Consider the following 20487-nt stretch of genomic DNA (forward strand, 5'->3'; position numbering starts at 1 on the left):
ACAGATGACTACAGAAATCATACTCGGTGTTGTTCTGTTCACCGTAATCGTGCTGTTGCTGGTCGGCGTTATTCTGTCGGCCCGCTCCAAGCTGGTGAGCAGCGGTGATGTAACCATCGAAATAAATGAAGATGCCGACAAGGCCATTATCGTGCCGGCCGGAAGCAAGCTGCTCGGTACGCTTGCGAATGATGGTATTTTCCTGTCTTCAGCCTGCGGCGGCGGCGGTACCTGCGCTCAGTGCAAATGCAAAGTACTTGATGGTGGCGGCGCCGCTTTGCCAACCGAAGAGCAGCATTTCACCAAGGGTGAATTGCGTGAAGGCTGGCGCCTGGCTTGCCAGGTAGCCGTGAAGCAGGACATGAAAATTGAAGTTGAGCCTGAGTTCTTCGGTGTAAAGCGTTGGGAATGTACAGTTGAATCCAACCCGAACGTGGCCACCTTCATTAAAGAGCTGACGCTGCGACTGCCTGAAGGTGAGAACGTCGACTTCCGTGCCGGTGGTTACGTCCAACTGGAAGCACCGCCACATGAAGTGCACTACAAAGACTTCGATATTGAAGAACGTTTCCGTTCAGACTGGGACAAGTTCAATGTCTGGCAGTACTCTTCCAAGGTGAATGAGACCACCATCCGGGCCTATTCGATGGCGAACTACCCGGAAGAGAAGGGCATCGTGAAGTTCAATATCCGGATCGCCTCTCCTCCACCGGGAACGAGCTATCCGCCGGGCATCATGTCTTCATACGTTTTCAGTCTGAAACCGGGTGACAAAATCACCGTGTTTGGACCGTTTGGCGAGTTTTTCGCCAAGGACACCGATGCAGAAATGGTGTTTATTGGTGGTGGTGCGGGTATGGCACCCATGCGGTCCCATATTTTTGACCAGCTGAAGCGTTTGAATTCAAAGCGCAAGATCAGCTTCTGGTACGGAGCCCGCAGCTTGCGCGAAACCTTCTATTCGGAAGAGTACGATACACTTGCCGAAGAGAACGACAATTTCGAGTGGCACCTGGCCTTGTCGGATGCGCTGCCGGAAGATAACTGGACGGGCCATACTGGCTTTATCCATAACGTCCTCTATGAGCAGTATCTGAAAGATCATGAGGCCCCGGAAGACGTCGAGTACTACATGTGTGGTCCTCCGATGATGAACGCAGCCTGCATCAAGATGCTTGAAGATCTGGGTGTAGAGCGCGACAACATCCTGCTTGACGACTTTGGCGGCTAAACCAGGCTCTGCTATTGGAGAATTGATGTTTTATGCCTTGAAAAAGCCTGCAGTGTGGCTGTGCCTGGTGGCATGGCTGCTCTCGGGCTGTTCTGGTTGGGACGCTGCCGAGGTTCACAAGCTCAGCGGCTACTCTATGGGAACCAGTTACACCGTCAGTATTGTTGCCAAGGATTCTGAAGCCCGGGCTCTGGACGGGGAAGTAAGAACGGTTATTGACGAAGTAAACGTCGCCATGTCCACCTATTTGCCACGCTCTGATGTATCCCGCTTCAATGAAGCCGCCGTTGATGGCTGGGTTACCGTTTCGCCAATGACGGCCGAAGTGGTCAGTCTCGCACTCGAGGTTGCCGAAGCCAGTGACGGGGCCTTTGACCCGACCATTGGGCCTCTGGTTAATCTATGGGGCTTTGGACCTAAGGAAACCACGGATCAGGTGCCGTCTGAAGAAGAAATTGAAGCGGCAATGGCCATGGTGGGCTGGCAAGCCATTGAAGTCGATAGTACCGCCCACAAGCTGCGTAAAACGGAGCCGCGTGAACTGGATTTGTCGGCCATCGCCAAAGGCTACGCAGTAGACCAGGTAGCCGACATGCTGGAAGCCAGAGGCATCAATAATTACCTGGTGGAAATTGGCGGAGAGATGCGTTTCGCAGGCACAAAGCCAGAAAATGAGGCCTGGCGTGTTGCGATAGAATCGCCAGACAGTGAACGCCGCTCGGTATATAAAATACTGGAAGTGTCCGAAGGTTCCATGGCAACCAGTGGAGACTACCGGAATTTTTTCGAGCAGGATGGGATGCGCTACTCCCACACCCTGGATCCGCAAACGGGGTATCCTATTCGCCATGACCTGGTCAGCGCGACCGTTATTGGTGAGCGCAGTGTTTTAAGCGATGCATACGCTACCGCGTTTATGGTGATGGGTACCGAGGCAGCCATGGCGCTGGCCAGTGATCAGGATTTGGCCGTCTACCTGATTCAGCGTAACGGGGAAGGGGATACGGAAACCCTTTCCGAGCGATTCGACGCACTGTTTGAACAAAGCAACTAAACTGCAGTAAACCTGGCCCGTACCGGATCTGGATCGAGTGTTTAACCGCCAATCGGTATGGCCTTATTGGAGGTGCTTATGGCGACCTTTTTCGCTGTGTTTGTATTTATGCTGCTAGTGATCGCAGCAATGGCGGTGGGCGTGATCTTCGGACGTCAGCCGATTAAAGGCTCTTGTGGTGGCATGGCTGCCGTGGGTATGGAAGCCGAGTGTGATGTTTGCGGGGGCGATAAAGGCAAGTGCGATACTGAAATCAAGTCCGCTCGTAAGGCGGCCCGGCAAAAGGCCCTGTCTGATCTGGGTGTCGACGCAACCCGGTAATGAGGGTGATCGGTAATCACCCTGCATAGACAGTTTCTAAGGAGCAAGCATGTCGGAAGCACAATACGATCTGGTGATCATCGGCAGTGGACCTGCCGGTGAGAGTGCGGCCATGAACGCTGCAAAAGCGGGTAAAAAGGTGGCTGTTGTCGACCTGCGCCAACTGGTGGGAGGCAACTGTACGCACCAGGGCACGATACCCTCCAAGGCACTGCGTCATGCGGTAAACCAGGTCATGCAATTTAATCGCAGCCCGATGTTCCGGCATATATCCGAACAAAAGTGGTTGTCGTACAGTCAGGTTAGGGAATCGGCACACCGGGTCATTGACAAGCAAGTGTCGATGCGAGCCCGTTTCTATAGCCGCAACGGCGTCGACCTGTATTACGGTGTTGCCAGTTTTATCGATCCGCATACCATCAAGGTGGACCGCTCAGACGATCAGGCTGATGTTCTGACGGCTCATGAGATCATCGTAGCCACAGGTTCGCGGCCTTACCGGCCGCCCGAAGTTGATTTTAATCATCCGCGACTGTTCGACAGCGATACCATTCTCGATTCCACGGAAACACCCCGGCATCTGGTGATTTATGGTGCGGGTGTTATTGGCAGTGAGTATGCCTCTATCTTCAACGGCCTGGGTTGCAAGGTGGATCTGATCAATCCAGGTGACCGCCTGCTGGCCTTTATGGACGATGAAATCTCCGATGGTCTGAGTTACCACTTGCGTGGTCACGGCGTATTGGTGAGACACAATGAGGAATTTATCAGTGTCGATGGTTTCGATGACCATATTGTGCTGACACTTGCTTCCGGCAAGAAGATCAAAGCCGACGCCTTTATGTGGGCCAACGGGCGTTCTGGTAACACCGACAAGCTGAACATGCCTGCGGCGGGCCTAACCGCCAATAGACGGGGGCAACTGGAGGTGGATGAGTTTTACCGGACATCCGTGCCGCACATTTATGCCGTTGGTGATGTTATTGGCTGGCCGAGTTTGGCCAGTGCAGCGTACGATCAGGGCCGCAGTGCCTCTGGCGTGATCGTCGATAACAACACCTACCGGCACATTAACGATGTACCCACTGGCATTTATACCATCCCGGAAATTTCGTCGGTAGGCAAAACCGAACGCGAATTGACGCAGGCAAAGGTGCCTTATGAAGTGGGTAAAGCCTATTTCAAAGACACGGCCCGGGCGCAAATCACCGGTGAAGACGTCGGTATGCTGAAGTTATTGTTCCACCGCGATACGCTCGAACTGCTGGGGATCCATTGTTTCGGCGACCAGGCTGCTGAAATTCTGCACATTGGCCAGGCCATTATGGCGCAAAAGAATGGCGGAAATAACATCCAGTACTTCATTGAACATACGTTCAATTACCCGACAATGGCTGAAGCCTATCGGGTGGCGGCACTGAACGGCTTGAACCGTATTTTCTGACACCGATTATCGTGTTTGACCGGTTAAAAAAGCAGCCTCAGGGCTGCTTTTTTTGTTGCTGTAATCAGTAAACCCCTCGTTTGGGCTGCACATAGCGATGAACGCGAATGGAGGGCAGAAAGGCGTCGTCTTCCAGCCGGTTGTCACTGCGAACCAGGCGCTGACGTTCGCCGGGTGGGGTGGCCGTGGGGATTGAGAAGTCGGGCAGTTCATTAATGCCCTGACTGGGAAACAACAGCGGCAGCGAGACATTCAGTGATTTACGACGGCCATCGGCAAAGACCAGGTTGGCACGCAATACCGGCGCCTGTTTCTGCACGCGGGCCAGGGGTTCGGAATCTGGCAATGAAGCCAGGCGCTCCATTTGGATGCGGATGTGTGCCGATTCGGTATTGAGTTTGATCAACCGCTGCCAGGCCTCTTTTTTGGTGATTTTCTGGATGGAGCGTCCGCTGGTGTACCAACTAAAGCCAACACGATCGGGGCGTTTTACCACCAGAGGAATGTGCCGAAAAACCTGCTTCAGGTGCAAGCGGGTCAGGCCTTCCCGACCCAGGGCCTCGTTCAGGCCCTTGTAACGCCGGGCAAGTTGACCCTGGAGCTCACGCCAGTGAACGGAATCGGCTGTTTTTATCGCCTGTACCCGGTTGCGAAACCGGTCTTTGGCGATATTCACTTCAGCCGCAAGCGTAATCTGTTCCCGGTTCAGGGCAATCAGCCCCGGGTAGACCCGGGTTTCCCGGCCGTCCTGGTCGTCCTGATACCAGAGATCCAGCAGCAAATCCTCGAGGTCGGGCGCACGCACGGCTCCGTTCCAGGGCGCAATCCAGTGCGCGCTGTCGTACTGATGAACTGAACGGGAAAATGCAGAAATGGAGCGACGCAATCGCTCGAACTCATCAAAGAGTTGTTTTTCATTCATATTTATACCGTTATCTACAGCGTAGTCTTCAGCATAATGGATGTGTCTGGAGTTGCCAAGGTATTGATGTCTGGGCTGACAGGCGGGATTAGGTTGTTCAGGAGGGGTCTTAATAGGGCAGGAAAACGGGCCCGGGAGGGCCCGCAGGTGTTATCAGGCTGAGTGGGCCTTGATGATGCCTTCCATCTTGATTTGGTCTTCAATGAACTTGCGAATACCTTCCGCGAGTTTCTCGGTCGCCATCGGGTTATTGTTCATGCCCAGGCGGAAATCAGATTCCCTGATCGCTTCCGGTTGCTTGCCTGTCGCCGCTGGTGCGACCAGAGCCTGTTTCAGTTCACCGCTGTCGTTACTCAGCTCTTCCAGCAGGGCGGGGCTAATGGTCAGGCGATCGCAACCGGCCAGAGCTTCAATTTCTCCGGTGTTACGGAAGCTGGCACCCATTACAATGGTTGGATAGCCGTGTTCTTTGTAGTGCTTGAAGATCTCGCGAACACTGATTACCCCAGGGTCGTTTTCACCGGTGTAGGTCTGGCCTGTGTCTTTTTTGTACCAGTCCATAATGCGACCGACAAAGGGAGATATCAGGGTTGCACCGGCGTCGGCGCACGCCTGGGCTTGTTCCATGCTGAACAAAAGGGTCATGTTGCAGTGGATACCCTCTTTTTCAAGGACACGAGCGGCCTGAATGCCTTCCCAGGTACTGGCGATCTTGATCAGAATGCGGTCACGGCTCCAGCCTGCTGCTTCGTATAGCTCAATCAGTCGGTGGGCTTTGGCGAGGGTAGCCTCGGTATCGAACGACAGGCGCGCATCGACTTCTGTGGATACGTAGCCAGGCACTTCCTGAAGGATTTCCTGGCCGATCGAGGTGATCAGCCGGTCGATGCCATCATCGAAATCGCTGGATTCAGCCATGCAGCGCTTGATTAGGTTGTCGTAGAGCCCACTCTCTACGGCTTTTAATACCAACGAGGGGTTGGTGGTTGCGTCCTGGGGTTTGAACTTCTTGATGGACTCGAGTTCGCCGGTATCTGCGACGATGACGGTGTATTCTTTCAGCTGTTCAAGTTTGCTCATGTCAACTCTCTTTTTGCTGACCCCGGGGGCCAGTGATGGTGGCTGGGATAGGTGCTGGTGCCCCCGTCAGGCGTGTTCCAGGGGTTCAGCATCAAGCAATTCAACTTCTGACAGTGCCCGCTCCAATAGTTCCAGGCTGGCACCGGGTTTGTGCATGCCTTCACTCAGGACACGACGGAAACGCCGTGCACCCGGCTGCCCCTGAAATAAACCCAGAGTATGTCTCAGCGCATATTTCAATGGTTTGCCTTGCTGCAGATGATGGTCAACCCATTGCACGTACGCAGAGACCAGCTCTGACTGCGTTTGAATGGCCATAGCCTGACCGTAGTAGGTTGGGTCTACCGATTGTAGAATCAATGGATTCTGGTACGCCTCACGTCCGAGCATGACACCATCGAGGCCTTCATCTAGCAGGGAGAGGCAGGCGGCATGATCCTTGAGCCCGCCATTGATAATGATGTTCAGGGCAGGGAAATCAGCCTTCAACTGCCTGACCCGATCGTAGTCGAGCGGCGGTATCTCACGGTTTTCCTTGGGGCTGAGGCCGCTGAGAATGGCTTTACGTGCATGGACGATGAAGGTGTCGCATCCGGATTCGGCGGTGATGCCAACAAAGTCGCGCAGGAATTCGTAGCTGTCGAAATCGTCGATGCCAATGCGATGTTTCAGCGTGATGGGCAGTGATACCGCGTCGCGCATGGCTTTGAGTCCGTCGCGGACCAGAGCGCCATGAGCCATGAGTATGGCGCCGATCATGCCATTCTGGACCCGGTCGGAAGGGCAGCCTGCGTTCAGGTTGACTTCATCATAGCCCCATTGTTCCGCCATTTTAGCGCAGGTGGCCAGATCTTGTGCATCGGAACCGCCCAGTTGCAGGGCCAGCGGGTGTTCAGATTCAGTATAGGCCAGAAAACGGTCGCGCTGACCATGAATGAGCGCGCCAGTCGTAACCATTTCGGTGTAAAGCAGGGCACGGCGCGTCAGCAGCCGGTGAAACTGACGGCACTCACTGGTCGTCCAGTCCATCATAGGGGCTACGCTGAAGCGATGTGGGTAGCTCAAGTTCATCTCCGGTGGCAGCGTCAGACAGGCTGGCGGGCGGCACTCCGGGTAGCGCCCGCCAGAACGTTCAGGTGCGCATCATAGCCAATATGTGACGCCAATATAACCAAAAGTCGCCATAACCACGGCATAAGGGAATGCCATCACCACCATCCGGCCGTATGACAGCCGCACCAGCGGCGAGATTGCTGACGTCAGCAGGAACAGGAAAGCCGCCTGACCATTGGGCGTGGCGACCGATGGCAGGTTGGTACCGGTGTTAATTGCAACCGTCAGCAGGTTGAACTGGTCACGGCTGATGTCACCGGCTTCAAGCGCCAGCTTCACTTCGTTGATGTATACCGTGGCGACGAACACATTGTCACTGATTGCGGACAATAAGCCGTTGGCAATAAAGAACATCCCGGGCTGGATATCCATGGGCAGACTGAGTACCCAGGCAATGATGGGCGCGAACAGGTGCTGACTGTGAATGACACCAACGATGGTAAAGAAAACGACCAGCAAGGCGGTGAACGGCAATGCCTCCTCAAACGCCTTGCCGATGTTGTGCTCGTCTGTAATGCCGTTGAAGGCTGTTAACAGCACGATTACGCTCAGGCCGATCAGGCCCACTTCAGCAATGTGGAACGCCAGGCCCAGTATCAGCCAGATGGCGACCACGCCCTGTACAATAAGCTTGGCGACGTCTTTGCGGGTACGTTTGGCCTGCTGGTGCTCCTCATAGTCTTCCAGAATACTGCGCACGACCTGGGGCAGTTTGGAGCCATACCCGAACCACTTGAGCTTCTCGAGCAGTACGCAGGTAGTCAGGCCTGCGATCAGCACCGGCATGGTTACCGGAGCCATTCTGAGAAAAAACTCTGCAAAGTCCCAGCCAGCTATACGCGCAATCAGCAGGTTTTGCGGTTCACCCACCAGGGTGCAAACACCGCCCAGCGCGGTGCCAACGGCGCCGTGCATCAGCAGAGAGCGCAGAAAGCCCCGGAACGAGTCGAGATCTTCCCGGTGCAGGTCTTCCACCCCTTCGTCCATATTATGGTCGTGGTCGTGGTGGAAGTGCTTTCCGGAGGCGACTTTATGGTAGACCGAATAGAAACCAACGGCGACGCTGATCAGTACGGCAGTGACGGTCAGGGCATCCAGAAAGGCCGACAGGAAGGCCGCTGCGCTGCAAAACATCAGGGAGAGCAGAGTTTTGGAGCGAATGCCCAGTAACAGCTTGGTGAAAATGAACAGCAGCAAGTCTTTCATGAAGTAGATGCCGGCAACCATGAACATCAGCAGCATGATCACCGGGAAGTTGGTCACCGCTTCGTGGTAAACGACTTCCGGGCTGGTCAGGCCGATGACAACGGCTTCAATGGCCAGCAAGCCGCCAGGTTGCAGCGGATAGCATTTTAATGCCATGGCCAGGGTAAAAATGAACTGGCCAATCAGCATCCAGCCAACGATCAGGGGCCCGCTGTCTCCCAGACTGAAAAATAGTATGGGGTTGATGACCAGGAAGGCGACAATGGTCTTTTTATACCAGTTGGGGCTGTGCCCCAGAAAGTTCTTAACAAAGGACTGACTAAGCGAGGTGTTCATCAGAGGCTCTTCGGGTAATGTGAAAGCGGTATTGCAACAACCCTGTTGTAGCCTGTACGGGTCGCGCAAAGCGCGCCCAAAGTACCCGTTTCTGCAGGAAATTCAAGCCGCTTGTAGGAAAACAACAATGACAGGTCGCTAATCAGGAAGCCGATTCCACCGGTTGTTGCCATGAAACCCTTGCCCGTTAAGACAAAACCTAAGAAATCGACGCTAAATATGTGCTTTTATTAACAAATTGAGTGTGGAACACTGATGCAATGGGTGGTTGCTGGGTATACTGGCAGCAAGGATGCGTTATTCGCTGGTTCACTGCGCAATCGAGCCGATCAGCAGTATGATGATTGGCCAGGAGCCGGCGGACAGTAACGCCACCCACCGGAGTCGCCGCCAAGGCAGCAGGCGGTTGTTGATCACGTCCCGTACGTGAGTCCCGCAACAAGGTTAGTGAACGATGAGTACAGCCACATCTAAGGAAGCGATCAAGACCGAGCTTGAAGCCACGCTGCAGCAAGCGCAGTCTGCACTTGAGAGTTTTAGCTCGGACACGAGCGATCTGGTGCAATTACAACAATCACAGGATCTGATTGGACAAATGCGGGGCATCTTCCAGGTTTTGGAAGAAGAGGGCGCCATCGCCCTGTGCGACGAGTTTAATGCGCTGATTAACGCCATTCCCACCGGCGATGCAGTCGATAGTGACGATGTGCGCGTCAAACTGGACGCCATGAGCGGCGGACTGGTAGTTCTGAGCCGTTATCTGGAGTTTTTGAGCCTCGGCCAGAAAGCCATACCTGCGGTACTGTTGCCCACCATCAATCAGCTTCGGCGGGCCCGGGGTGTGACTTTGCTGGGAGAAGGGCACTTCTTTCAGTTCTCGTTCAAACCCGGCAAGCCGGCAGACAACAAAGTCTTCGAGTTTTCACCTCAGAAAGTTCGTCAGCTCAAGAAATTTCGCCATATGTACCAGGCCGGTTTGTTGCACCTGTTGCGGGGCGAGCGCACCATGGGTGCCTTCAAATATATGGGTCTCGCATTAAACCGGATTGATCAACTGCTGGCCAACGCTCCCTGCGCGCCGCTGTGGTGGGTCGCTTCGGGCGCACTGGAGTCGATGGCCAACCGCAGTGCACTGATGACCGGGCCTCGCAAGATGCTGTTTGCCCAGCTCGATCGCCATCTGAAAGACCTGATCAGCCACGCCCCCAAATCGCTGAGCAAACAACCTTCGCTCGCGCTGATGAAAGAATTTCTGTTTCTGCTCGCCATGAATCCGGCCGAAAGCCTCAGGGCGCGCCAAGTCGCCAAGTTTTACAAGCTGCCCACCCTGGGGCAGAGCGATGACATGCTCGAAGAACAGCGGCAAATCCTGTTCAGTCCCGGCCGCAGTGTCCTGTCGAGTGTATCCGACGCCCTGAAAGAGGACATATCGGTCATCAAGGATACGGTTGATCAGGCGGCGCGCGGTGATAGCGGCTTTTCAGCGCGCACCTTGCAGGAGCGCATGACCAAGGTGGCCGATGTGTACGTTATGCTGGGCCTGCAAAGCCCGGCAAATGTGCTGAAACAGCAAGCGAAGGTGATCGCAGGCTGGGCCGACAACGCGGCCCCCTCCAACGAGCAGTTGCTGACCATAGCCGATGCGGTTTTGTACGCAGAAAGCGCTTTGTCACGCATTTTGCAGGGTCAGCGCCAGCTGGAAGGCAGTGGCGACAACAAGGCCGCGCTGGCGCAGTTGCACGATGCCCGGGTTGTCCTGATCGATGAAGCAGAGGCCGGCCTGGCCCTGGCCAAAAGGGCCATTACAGCGTATATGGACTCCCAGGGTGACCGACTGCATTTGTCGAATGTGGTGCCTACGCTCCATGGCGTAAAAGGGGCTTTTGTCTTCCTGAACAGCACTACCGCTGCCAACCTGATTCAGCGTGCCATTAACTACATCAGCCGGGATCTTGAAGAATCCGGCACTATGGTCGATCCGGGGCAGCTGGAGTCACTGGCTGATGCCTTGTCGAGTCTGGAGTTCTTCCTCGAGGGCTTGCTCAGCGATTCGGCCAATGAAGACATCCTGAAGCTCGCCAAACACAGCCTGGCTGCGCTGGCGGTGTAATCCAATACCATGAAACTGATGACGCAATGGCCACTGTTTGCAGTGCTGGTGCTGCCCGGCCTGGTACTGGCTTACATTGCCTTGCGTCTGCTACTGCGCCGTGGCTGGGTACGGGGCTTTGTTCGAGGCACCCTGGGCGTCGCCTGTCTGGTCGGCCTGGTCATCATCGGCCTCTTTATTGTTGATCTGGCGGCTTATCGCGCCTTTACCCGGGAAATGATCATTGCAACCCTGTCGTTCAGTCAGCAGGGCGAACAGATCTATGAGGTCAATCTGGAGACCAATCAGGACCAGCAACAGCGCACCCTGGTGTTGAATGGCGATGAATGGCAGCTGGATGCCAGAGTGCTTACCTGGTCAGGGCCGCTGGTGGTGCTGGGTATGGAACCGGTTTATCGGCTGGACCGGATCAGCGGGCGTTATCAGACCGTTGAACGGGAATTGAACGCGCCTAGAACCATTATCGATTTGCGTGCGGATGCGCTCTGGTCGGCGAGTGAGGTCAGCGATTGGTTGCCCTGGGTCAACGCACGGTTTGGCAGCAGTGTGTATCTGCCCATGGTTGATAACGGCTTGTTTGAAGTTGTGCTGGGTGCTCAGGGGCTGGTCGCAAGACCGGTCAATGAACCGGCTCGCGACGCGCTGGGGGAGTGGTTTTCTGACTGAGCACCACTGTATTGCGCTGAATTACAGAGAAAACAGATCCGACAGACGGGTTGCCAGCATCATGTCGCCTTCGGTACGCAACCGACCTGCCATAAAAGCCTGCATGCCATTCAAATCGCCTGAAACGATTTCTTTCAACGTATCTTCATCCATGATCAGGGTGACCGATGGGTCTTCATGTTCGCCGGATACCAGCTTGCACTGGCTGTCTTTCACGATCAGGTGATAGGTCTCGCTGTCGTCGATGTTGAATTGAAACACAACATCCAGGCCCGAGGCGGCGTCAGCGTTGAATTGAGACTCAATGTTGTTGAACATGTCTGCGGTCGAAGCCATGGTTTGCTCTCCGTTAAGGGGTGGCTGAATAGTCAGTGCCTGGATTGTAGAGAGCTGATGGTTCAAAATCAAACGATTGTTTGAAACGTAAGTTTAACTGATGAAAAGGAGAGAATTGTGTGGGCTGAATACGGTGCATTTGTATTAAAAACCATCACCCTGGTCGTTATTCTGGTGATTGGGCTGATCGCGGTAGCTCGCGCATCGCAGGGAAATAGCGGTGGATCCAAAAAATCCGGAGGGCGGTTGCAGGTCGAAAAACTTAACGATCGCCTGGCTACAGGCGCCGATCGGGTTCGACAGGTGGTCATGTCAAAGAAAGCCTACAAGGCACACCAGAAAGCTCAAAAGGCCGACCAGAAAGCCGCTACCGGGAAGGCGACCGATCAGGTCTGGGTGCTGCGTTTCAAAGGCGATATGCAGGCGTCTCAGGTAGACAGTTTGCGCCGAGAAGTCACGGCGATTATTCAGGTAGCCAGTGCCAGTGATGAGGTGGTGGTGGTGCTCGAAAGCCCGGGGGGTGCCGTATCCGGTTACGGCCTGGCGGCTTCGCAGCTGGTGCGGCTGAAAGACGCCGGGTTGTCACTGACGGTGTGTGTCGACAAAGTGGCTGCCAGCGGCGGTTACATGATGGCGTGTATCGCAGACCGGATCATAGCGGCTCCCTTTGCGGTGGTCGGCTCCATCGGTGTGCTGGCGCAGGTGCCTAATATTCATAAACTGTTGCAAAGACATCAGGTGGATGTGGACGTGTTGACGGCGGGTAAACACAAGGCGCCGATGACACTGATGGGTGAAAAAACGGAAGAGGGTCGTCAGAAACTGCTGGACGACCTCAAGGCCATACATGAGCGCTTCAAAGAGCTGGTCGGGCGTTACCGTCCGCAGCTGGATCTGGCCGCGGTTACAGAAGGCGATTTCTGGTTGGCGGAAGATGCTCGCGAACTGGGGTTGGTCGATCAGCTTGAAACCAGCGACGCCTACCTGTTGGCAAAAGCGAACGGCGCTGATGTGGTTTCGGTTACCTGGGTGCCTCCGGTAGGGGTGGATCAGCGTCTGAAAAAGGCGTTTTCCTCGTCTCTTCAGGGGGCTGTAGAGTCATTATCCCAGCGGTATATTCCCTGAGCAAATAGTGGCAGATGTTGATTCTGGGCGGTGAAGCAGAAGGGCAGAGCCGGGTGGCTCTGCCCAGGTGGCCGGTAACACCAGCGTTATCGGTTATTGAAGTCGGGTGACGTCGACATAGAGCGTCAGGCGCTGTCCGGGTTGCAAATATTCCTGACCGATGGTGTTCCAGTTCTGAATATCGGCAATTCGCACGTTAAAGCGATTGGCGATGCGGTACAGCGAGTCGCCTGCCCGTACGACATATCCGACTTTGCGTACGACTTCACGTCCATTCCTGACGGATGAGCTGACTGAGGCATTGGTTGAAGGTGTGGCATCGTTACTGACCCACACGGCCAGTGTTTGCCCTGGGCGAATAACGTCGCGTGGAGCCATGTTGTTCCACCGGGCAAGGCTTTGAACCGTGACGTCAAACTCTCTGGAAATATCCCAGAAACTGTCACCTGGCTGAACGACGTAATCGACCCGCCGGGTGTCTGAACTGCCTGAGGCATTTTGCCGCCGCTCGAGTCGCTGATCTGCACTCATCGAATAAGCATTGCTGCTGGCCGAAGCGGTGGGGATCATCAGGGCGTCGCCTGCACGAATCATACTGCCATTTAAATCGTTCGCTTCCTGGATGATGGCTACAGTCACCCCGAAGTCACGTGCAATGGTCAGCAATGAATCACCGGGCTCGATGGTGTAGCGCTGCCAGGCCATGCGTGAGTCGAGTGGCAGGTCGGCCAGGCGTTCCCGGAAACCGGCGGCGTTGTCGGCATGCACCAGCAACCGGTGCGGCCCTTCAGGGTTGGTTGCCCACTGGTTGAAACCCGGATTCAGCAGGTACAAGTCGCTCAGATCCATATCGGCCATGGTTGCGGCTTGTGCAAGGTCAATCTGGCTGCCGACGTCAACGATCTCAAAGAACGGCTCGGTATCGAGCAGGGGCAGTTCAATGCCATAGGTTTCCGGCGAGTGAATCAGCTTTGCGAGTGCGAACATCTTCGGGACATAGGCCTCGGTTTCCCGGGGCAAATCCAGGTTCCAGAAGTCCGTTGGCTTGCCTTCGGCCCGGTTGCGACGCATGGCGCGCATCACCGTGCCAGGGCCTGAGTTGTAAGCGGCCAGCGCGAGCAGCCAATCACCATCAAACATCTCGTTGAGCTGATCGAGGTACTCCATGGCAGCCCGGGTCGACTCGACCACATCGCGCCGGCCGTCGTACCACCAGTCCTGCTTGAGTCCGAACATTCGCCCGGTCGAGGGTATAAACTGCCACATGCCAGCGGCGCTGCCATGTGAGTAGGCGAAAGGATCGAAGGCGCTTTCAACAATGGGCAGCAGGGCCAGGTCGAGCGGCATATCCCGAGCCTGCAGTTCCGCGACAATGTGGAACATATAGCGACCCGCGCGTTCACTGACACGGTTAAAATAGCTCTGGTGGCTGGCATACCAGCGTAATTGCGAGGTGATGCGGGGGTCTTCCAGTGTCAGGTCGAATTCAAAGCCACGACGCAACGTTTGATACAGGTCTTCCGGGTACTGGGCGTAAGGATCGTAAACCGCGCGAGCGCGCAGGGTTTCAGCGCTCAGGTCCGGCTCTTCATCAAACAGATACTCGGTTGCGGTCAGATCGGCGAGCAGTGGATCAAAAACTGTCTCGGTTTCGGGTTGAGCGGCTTCATCCAGGGCGGTGTCCAGTTCGCTTTCAACCAGAACCTGCTCGCTGACATCAGCGCTGGCCTCCGGATTCGGCTGTGCTGTGGTCTGGGAAAAAGACGAGAGTGCAGGCAAAGTACTGCATCCGCTGGTGACAAAGCCTGCGACGGCCAGCGGTATCAATAGTCGTTTGGATGCCATGTATGAGTCGTTTCTTTTTTGATGCTGGATTCCAGTTGAGCGATAATTCTATGTTGCTATGGGGTGTAGGGGCAAGTTAAGGCATAGTAAGGGTGAAGTGATCAAGCCGCTTTGTGACACTGAGCATCGGTCAGGGGATCCTATTTCGGCGCTTTATGACGTATTCTGACGTGCGCTGACTGTAATGAGGGCATTTTGGCTAAACGGATAGGTTTCAGATTCAAACAGTGGCTTCGAGCGGGGCCACCGTCCGTGGCCGTCCAGGAATCAGCCCTGCACGACTGGTACAACACCCCCATGGGTGCTCGTTTGATTGAAGTCGAACGACAGCTGGTCGCCCGGGCTCTGGCTGGCCGCTTTGGTACGCACTTGGTGCAGTTGGACTCCGGCTATCATAAGCCACTGTTTGAGCCCCGCCTGTACGGATGCGGTCTATTAATGACACAACTCGATAATCGGGCGCCTTGCCCGAGTGTTCGGGGCGATGCCGAAGCCTTGCCGTTTGAACCGGAGAGTCTCGATGCACTGATCATGCATCACACTCTGGACCAGTGCGATAACCCATACCAGGCAGTGCGTGAAGCGGCTCAGACCTTAAGGCCTGGTGGCATACTGGTGATCGTTGGCTTTAATCCCTATTCCACCTGGGGCCTTCGTGCCTTGTTCAGCCGGGCTCGTGCCGGTCTGTGGCGCAGTCGGTTCATCAGCAGCAATCGGGTTTCGGACTGGATGCAGTTGCTGAATTTTGAACTGGAGCGCTCCGAAAAACACGGGTTTATGTCACCCTTTTCCCGGCCGGCCTGGCTCTCGAAACTGAGGTTCCTTGGCCGGCTGCAAAAATCGCTGTTGCCCGTCACTGGCTCGGTCTATTTACTGGTCGGCTGTAAACAGGTACCGGGACGAATTAACGGCCGTGCCCGCTGGCGCGCTAAGCCCATACTCGAATCCGGGTTGGCCGGCCGAACCATCAGGAAACAACATGAGCAATAATGAACAAAATGGCCAGGCCGTCGTGCTCTACACCGACGGTGCTTGCCGGGGTAATCCTGGCCCGGGTGGCTGGGGGGTATTGATGCAATACGGAGAGAAACGCAAGGAGCTCTATGGCGGTGAAGATCAGACAACCAATAACCGAATGGAACTGATGGCTGCCATTGCCGGCCTGGAAGCCCTGAAACGCACTTGCCAGGTCGACATTTACACCGACTCCCAGTACGTGCGCAAAGGCATTACCGAATGGATACATGGCTGGAAGAAGAATGGCTGGAAGACATCGGCCAAAAAAGACGTCAAGAACCGGGATTTATGGCAGCGGCTAGACGACAGCATCGCTCGCCACCGGGTGAACTGGCACTGGGTAAAGGGTCATGCGGGCCATCCGGGGAACGAGCGGGCCGACGCACTGGCCAATCTGGGGATTGACGATCGCAGTGTACGTGCCTGAGTGAGGCTGCAACGCGATGGATGGTGTGTTTCAACCTATTTCACGATGAGAATTTTGACAGCATGAGACAGATTGTACTGGATACGGAAACCACGGGTTTAAGCCCCAATAAAGGCGATCGCATCGTGGAAGTCGGGTGTGTCGAGCTGGTGGATCGCAAGCTAACCGGTCGTCACTTTCATTACTATATAAACCCCGAGCGCGACATTCCCGACGAGGTGGTTGCGGTCCATGGTATTGATAACGACAAAGTAAAGGATGCCCCCAAATTTCGTGACATTGCCCAGCAGTTTTGGGACTACGTTCACGGTGCCGAGCTGGTCATACACAATTCAGCCTTCGACATGGGCTTTCTGCAGATGGAGTTCAACCGGCTTGCCGATGAAGGGTTCTCTCAGTTTGGGCAACTTAATGCCGTGTGTGGCGTACTCGATACGCTGAAGCTGGCCCGCGAAAAACACCCGGGTGCCAAGGCATCACTGGATGCGTTATGCAAACGCTATGGCATCGACAATTCACACCGTACCTTGCACGGCGCCTTGCTCGATTCGGAAATTCTGGCTGACGTCTATTTGCTGATGACGGGCGGTCAGACTGCGTTGATTCTGGACGACGAAGAAGAAAAAAGTTCGGAGCAGGTCAGTTTTGACGCCAGTGCGGTCATTGCCTCCAACCAGCCTCTCAAGCGCGTTCAACCAACACCTGAAGAGCAGGATGCGCATCGCGACATGATGGCAGTTATAGAAAAAGCAGCGGGCAAGACACCATTATGGCTTGAACTGGCAACCCCTGGTGACTAAAGGTTGGCCAGTCCATTACCCTAGGGGCCGTGTTCAGTGCAGGGAGCGCCGAATCACGCCTACGTAAAGGCCTTCAATGGCGAACTCCTGCTGGGTTAGATCAACCCGGATAGGTTCGAAGTCTTCATTTTCCGGGTAGAGCGTGACAGTCTGCCCATCACGTTCATAGCGCTTGACGGTGACTTCATCGCCTACGCGGGCTACGACAACATCGCCATTGCGTACCTGATCGGTTTTATGGACCGCGATGAGGTCGTCTTCGAGAATGCCCATATTCTTCATGCTCAGCCCCTGAACCTGCAATAGAAAATCTGCCTTGGGGCTGAACAGGGTAGAGGGAAGGCTCAGGAATTCTTCTATCTGTTCCTGTGCCAGTATGGGTTCGCCTGCTGCAACCCGCCCGATAACTGGCAGGCCTGACTCGGGTTCCTCGGGAAGGCGAATGCCGCGCGATGCGCCGGGGATGATCTCGATGGCGCCCTTGCGGGCCAGCGCCTTGAGGTGTTCTTCAGCGGCGTTGGGAGAACGGAAGCCCAGTTGGCTGGCGATTTCCGCACGGGTAGGAGGGTAGCCCGTTTCCAGCATGTGGTCTTTCACGAGGTCGAGAACTTGTTGTTGACGAGCCGTCAGTTTAAACATAATGTCGCCCTGTTTTTATATACAGTAGCTGTGATTATATACAGCCTGTGATCGCTGTAAAGGATTCTCTGGTTTGAAAAGTAGCAGTCAATACTTCCCGGTTGCTCTGTTGAGCGCGGAGTACAAAGAAGGCATTTATGAAGATGTCTATTCGCTGAAACCCAATACCAGTACCGACAATACGGTGGAGATTGCGCTGGTTCGGTTGCATTCGGAACAGGTGTCGCGGGGTCACCCGGTTTTGCTGGTGCATGATGCCTTCTCCAACCACTGGCAATGGCTCGATTACGGGATCGGTGGAGTAGCCGGTGCATTGGTGCGTGCGGGGTATGATGTCTGGCTTATGGACTGGCGCGGACATGGTTTGTCTTCCCGCAATCAAAGGCCAACCCTCAATACACTTGATGCGATGGCTGAATTTGATTTGCCGCCGGTTATCCGTTTTATAGAAGAGAAAACAGCGCAGCTACCTACTCTGGTTAGCCAGGGTTACGGTTGTGAGATGGTGTTGCAGCATGCAGCCGTAATACAGTACACAGCCAATGTTGTATTGTTGGACGCATCGCCGGTCTGGCCGCGCCGGGTATTCTGGATTCCAGGCGTCAAAGCCTGGTATAGAATCAGGCTTGGTTTACGGCGCTGGCATCGAAAGGAGGGGCGGGAAGAAATCGAACCCGCTACGCTATTCCGGCAGATGCTGCGTCGTCAGGGTTGGTTTGGACGCTGGCGCGGCTACGATCGGGAACTGATGAAGCCCCGGTTAAAAGCCGTGGAATCCCGTCTTTACTGGGTTCTTTCGTCACAGAAACCTGATTCCGGTTTAAGGCGTCTGGGGTTGGATCCGTCACGAGTGATTACCGGCGCTGGTGCCCGGGACTGGCTAACATTGATGGCCTCAATCAGTCCGACCCACAAGCCGATAGTGCAGGAACAGCCGCGTTAGCCCTGGTGCTAACCGGCGTACGGATTCGATCTCCGGACGCCGGTGATGGGTTCCGTCAGGCGCCTGTTCGACCCGGCAGTACATTCTTCAGCTTGGCATGCATGGATCGCAGTAAGTTCTCGGTAGCAGACCAGCCAATACAGGCATCGGTTACGGAGACACCGGGTTTCAGCTGTGACAGATCGTCCGGAATGCTCTGATTTCCCTCTTCCAGATTGCTTTCAATCATTAAACCGATGATCGACTGATTGCCCTCAAGTATCTGATTGGCAACGTTGTCGGCAACCAGGGGTTGCAGCGCGTGGTCTTTATTGGAGTTTGCGTGCGAGCAGTCGACCATAATGTTGGTCGGAACACCCGCCTTGCGCAACGTGGCTTCACACTGGGCAACACTGACTGAATCGTAATTCGGTTTGCCGTTACCGCCGCGCAGCACAACATGGCCGTAGGCATTGCCCTTGGTGTGGATGATGGCAACCTGTCCTTCCTGATTGATACCCAGGAACCGGTGTGGTGACGACACGGACTTGAGCGCATTGATGGCAACATCAAGGCTGCCGTCGGTGCCGTTCTTGAAACCAACCGCTGAAGACAGGCCGCTGGCCATTTCACGGTGTGTCTGGCTTTCAGTCGTTCGTGCGCCCACAGCAGACCAGCTGATCAGGTCTTGCAGGTACTGCGGGGAAATCGGGTCCAGTGCTTCTGTGGCTGTCGGCAGACCGAGGTGGGCAATGTCCATCAGTAACTTGCGACCAATGTGAAGACCGTCTTCAATTTTAAAGGAGTCGTTCAGGTAAGGGTCATTGATCAGGCCTTTCCAGCCAGTGGTTGTGCGGGGTTTTTCGAAGTAAACCCGCATGACAATCAGCATGGATTCGCTGACTTCTTCGCTTAACGCCTTGAGGCGTTTGGCGTAGTCAATGGCCAGTACCGGGTCGTGTATTGAGCAGGGGCCGATGACTACGATGACGCGCGGATCGGTTCTATCCAGTATGGCGCGTACGGCATCGCGACCGGCATTGATAACGGCAGCGGCTTCTTCTGTGACCGGAATGTCGGCTTTCAGGGCATCTGGCGTGAGCAGAATTTCCTGGCTTTCTACGTTTAAGTTCGCTAATGCTTGCATGATAACGCTAGGGCTCTCGTTAATGGCTCGATTCATATTGGGTGTCGCCAGGCCGCTAACGGTTGTAAGCCCCGTCGGGGTTGGCCTGAACCTGCAGGAATGATAAGTAAGTAAAGAATAAAATACAACCCGTAAAGAAAAGGATACAGCTTGGTGGTCTCTCGTTCAAAAAGTAAGAAAAATCAAAAGCCCTGGTCCGGATTGCTCGGTGGTTTCGTCGTCATTGTTGTGTTTGCAGCTGTAATGGGGATTGCACTGGAAGAGATGGCAGCCGGTGAAGGTGAATATCGGCGAACGGTCTGGGATCGGCTGACAGGTAAGCCGGTTGTGCCCGTTGGGCGTGCGCAGGTCAGTGTGCAGTTGGCCGTGGAGATTTGCCGGCAACGGGTGGCGCGGCAACTTGGCCGGGAGTTGTTGCAGTCGAGCTTCGACCAGCGCTCTTCACGGTACAACACCGAATTGCAGGTGCACACCGTGTTTCTGGATTTAACCCTGGAGGGGCGGGAGCGCGACGACATTTATGCCCGATGCGATGTTTCAGCGGTTAATCGCCTAATACTGGAGTATCGATTGCAGAACTACGGAAACATGTTTTGGGGTTGAGGTGTAGGCAAGTGTGCTGGTGATGACCGGCTAAAGGGCCGGTAAAGAGATTATGCTAAAAATGAATAATTGATCATCTTTATATAACCTGATAGAAATTGTGCAGTGTGTATAGTGAAACGCAGCGAGCCGGGTGGCGGCCG

Annotated in this window: 20 protein-coding genes; 12 read left to right on the forward strand and 8 right to left on the reverse strand. The window is 54.9% G+C overall.

Annotation, left to right across the window (positions count from 1 at the left end; all coding sequences use genetic code 11):
• Positions 1–4: 4 nt before the first annotated feature.
• The 4 genes from nqrF (at position 5) to sthA (ending at position 4050) form a co-directional block, all read left to right on the forward strand.
• Complete coding sequence (nqrF, locus tag ABJT94_RS10530) at positions 5–1231, forward strand: NADH:ubiquinone reductase (Na(+)-transporting) subunit F (protein WP_348475387.1); 1227 nt, start codon at positions 5–7, stop codon at positions 1229–1231.
• Between the two features lie 25 nt (positions 1232–1256).
• Positions 1257–2285, forward strand: a complete 1029-nt coding sequence (locus ABJT94_RS10535) for an FAD:protein FMN transferase (RefSeq protein WP_348475386.1) — start codon at positions 1257–1259, stop codon at positions 2283–2285.
• 78 nt (positions 2286–2363) lie between these two features.
• Positions 2364–2606, forward strand: coding sequence for a (Na+)-NQR maturation NqrM (gene nqrM / locus ABJT94_RS10540; RefSeq protein ID WP_127555282.1), 243 nt, complete (start codon positions 2364–2366; stop codon positions 2604–2606).
• A gap of 49 nt (positions 2607–2655) precedes the next feature.
• Complete coding sequence (gene sthA, locus ABJT94_RS10545; RefSeq protein ID WP_348475384.1) at positions 2656–4050, forward strand: Si-specific NAD(P)(+) transhydrogenase; 1395 nt, start codon at positions 2656–2658, stop codon at positions 4048–4050.
• 64 nt (positions 4051–4114) lie between these two features.
• On the opposite strand, the gene ABJT94_RS10550 is transcribed toward sthA, so the two are convergent.
• The 4 genes from ABJT94_RS10550 to nhaB form a co-directional block, all read right to left on the reverse strand.
• Positions 4115–4972 carry a DNA replication terminus site-binding protein gene (locus ABJT94_RS10550; RefSeq protein ID WP_348475383.1) on the reverse strand — a complete coding sequence of 286 codons (858 nt, stop codon included), beginning with the start codon at positions 4970–4972 and terminating at the stop codon, positions 4115–4117.
• A 153-nt stretch (positions 4973–5125) separates the two neighbouring features.
• Entirely contained in the window at positions 5126–6052 is a 927-nt protein-coding gene (gene tal / locus ABJT94_RS10555) for a transaldolase (RefSeq protein WP_348475382.1), read from the reverse strand.
• Between the two features lie 66 nt (positions 6053–6118).
• Positions 6119–7123: a tRNA dihydrouridine(20/20a) synthase DusA gene (gene dusA, locus ABJT94_RS10560; protein ID WP_348475381.1), complete on the reverse strand. Its 1005-nt coding sequence runs from the start codon at positions 7121–7123 to the stop codon at positions 6119–6121.
• A 72-nt stretch (positions 7124–7195) separates the two neighbouring features.
• The gene (gene nhaB / locus ABJT94_RS10565) at positions 7196–8707 is read right to left on the reverse strand and encodes a sodium/proton antiporter NhaB (RefSeq protein WP_348475379.1); all 1512 of its coding nucleotides are present in this window, start codon (positions 8705–8707) and stop codon (positions 7196–7198) included.
• 454 nt (positions 8708–9161) lie between these two features.
• Here nhaB and ABJT94_RS10570 point away from each other — a divergent pair, with 454 nt between their 5' ends.
• Both ABJT94_RS10570 and ABJT94_RS10575 read left to right on the forward strand, forming a co-directional pair.
• Positions 9162–10817 (forward strand): hypothetical protein, encoded by a 1656-nt coding sequence (locus ABJT94_RS10570; protein WP_348475377.1) that lies wholly within the window; start codon positions 9162–9164, stop codon positions 10815–10817.
• A 9-nt stretch (positions 10818–10826) separates the two neighbouring features.
• Positions 10827–11483, forward strand: a complete 657-nt coding sequence (locus ABJT94_RS10575) for a hypothetical protein (protein WP_348475376.1) — start codon at positions 10827–10829, stop codon at positions 11481–11483.
• A 21-nt stretch (positions 11484–11504) separates the two neighbouring features.
• Here the strand turns inward: ABJT94_RS10575 and ABJT94_RS10580 are convergent, their stop codons facing one another.
• Positions 11505–11819 (reverse strand): SCP2 sterol-binding domain-containing protein, encoded by a 315-nt coding sequence (locus ABJT94_RS10580; protein ID WP_348475375.1) that lies wholly within the window; start codon positions 11817–11819, stop codon positions 11505–11507.
• Positions 11820–11936: 117 nt separating this feature from the next.
• Between ABJT94_RS10580 and sohB the strand changes: the two genes are divergently transcribed.
• The gene (gene sohB / locus ABJT94_RS10585; RefSeq protein WP_348475374.1) at positions 11937–12944 is read left to right on the forward strand and encodes a protease SohB; all 1008 of its coding nucleotides are present in this window, start codon (positions 11937–11939) and stop codon (positions 12942–12944) included.
• A gap of 93 nt (positions 12945–13037) precedes the next feature.
• Here the strand turns inward: sohB and ABJT94_RS10590 are convergent, their stop codons facing one another.
• Positions 13038–14789, reverse strand: coding sequence for a LysM peptidoglycan-binding domain-containing protein (locus tag ABJT94_RS10590; RefSeq protein WP_348475373.1), 1752 nt, complete (start codon positions 14787–14789; stop codon positions 13038–13040).
• A 252-nt stretch (positions 14790–15041) separates the two neighbouring features.
• On the opposite strand from ABJT94_RS10590, the gene ABJT94_RS10595 reads away from it, so the two are divergent.
• The 3 genes from ABJT94_RS10595 (at position 15042) to dnaQ (ending at position 17033) form a co-directional block, all read left to right on the forward strand.
• Positions 15042–15779, forward strand: a complete 738-nt coding sequence (locus tag ABJT94_RS10595; protein WP_348475372.1) for a methyltransferase domain-containing protein — start codon at positions 15042–15044, stop codon at positions 15777–15779.
• Positions 15769–16233, forward strand: coding sequence for a ribonuclease HI (gene rnhA / locus ABJT94_RS10600; RefSeq protein WP_348475371.1), 465 nt, complete (start codon positions 15769–15771; stop codon positions 16231–16233). Before ABJT94_RS10595 ends, rnhA begins: the two co-directional genes overlap by 11 nt.
• 62 nt (positions 16234–16295) lie before the next feature.
• On the forward strand, positions 16296–17033 hold the full coding sequence (gene dnaQ / locus ABJT94_RS10605) for a DNA polymerase III subunit epsilon (protein WP_348475370.1): 738 nt from the start codon (positions 16296–16298) through the stop codon (positions 17031–17033).
• Between the two features lie 33 nt (positions 17034–17066).
• On the opposite strand, the gene lexA is transcribed toward dnaQ, so the two are convergent.
• Positions 17067–17672 (reverse strand): transcriptional repressor LexA, encoded by a 606-nt coding sequence (gene lexA / locus ABJT94_RS10610; RefSeq protein ID WP_348475369.1) that lies wholly within the window; start codon positions 17670–17672, stop codon positions 17067–17069.
• Positions 17673–17745: 73 nt separating this feature from the next.
• On the opposite strand from lexA, the gene ABJT94_RS10615 reads away from it, so the two are divergent.
• A complete protein-coding gene (locus tag ABJT94_RS10615) occupies positions 17746–18615 on the forward strand; it encodes an alpha/beta fold hydrolase (RefSeq protein WP_348475368.1) in 870 nt (289 codons plus the stop codon).
• A 55-nt stretch (positions 18616–18670) separates the two neighbouring features.
• On the opposite strand, the gene ABJT94_RS10620 is transcribed toward ABJT94_RS10615, so the two are convergent.
• On the reverse strand, positions 18671–19741 hold the full coding sequence (locus ABJT94_RS10620) for a 3-deoxy-7-phosphoheptulonate synthase (RefSeq protein ID WP_348475367.1): 1071 nt from the start codon (positions 19739–19741) through the stop codon (positions 18671–18673).
• 153 nt (positions 19742–19894) lie between these two features.
• Here ABJT94_RS10620 and ABJT94_RS10625 point away from each other — a divergent pair, with 153 nt between their 5' ends.
• The gene (locus ABJT94_RS10625) at positions 19895–20344 is read left to right on the forward strand and encodes a hypothetical protein (RefSeq protein ID WP_348475366.1); all 450 of its coding nucleotides are present in this window, start codon (positions 19895–19897) and stop codon (positions 20342–20344) included.
• Positions 20345–20487: the final 143 nt, after the last annotated feature.

The sequence above is a fragment of the Saccharospirillum sp. genome (assembly GCF_039982735.1).
GTDB lineage: Bacteria > Pseudomonadota > Gammaproteobacteria > Pseudomonadales > Natronospirillaceae > Saccharospirillum.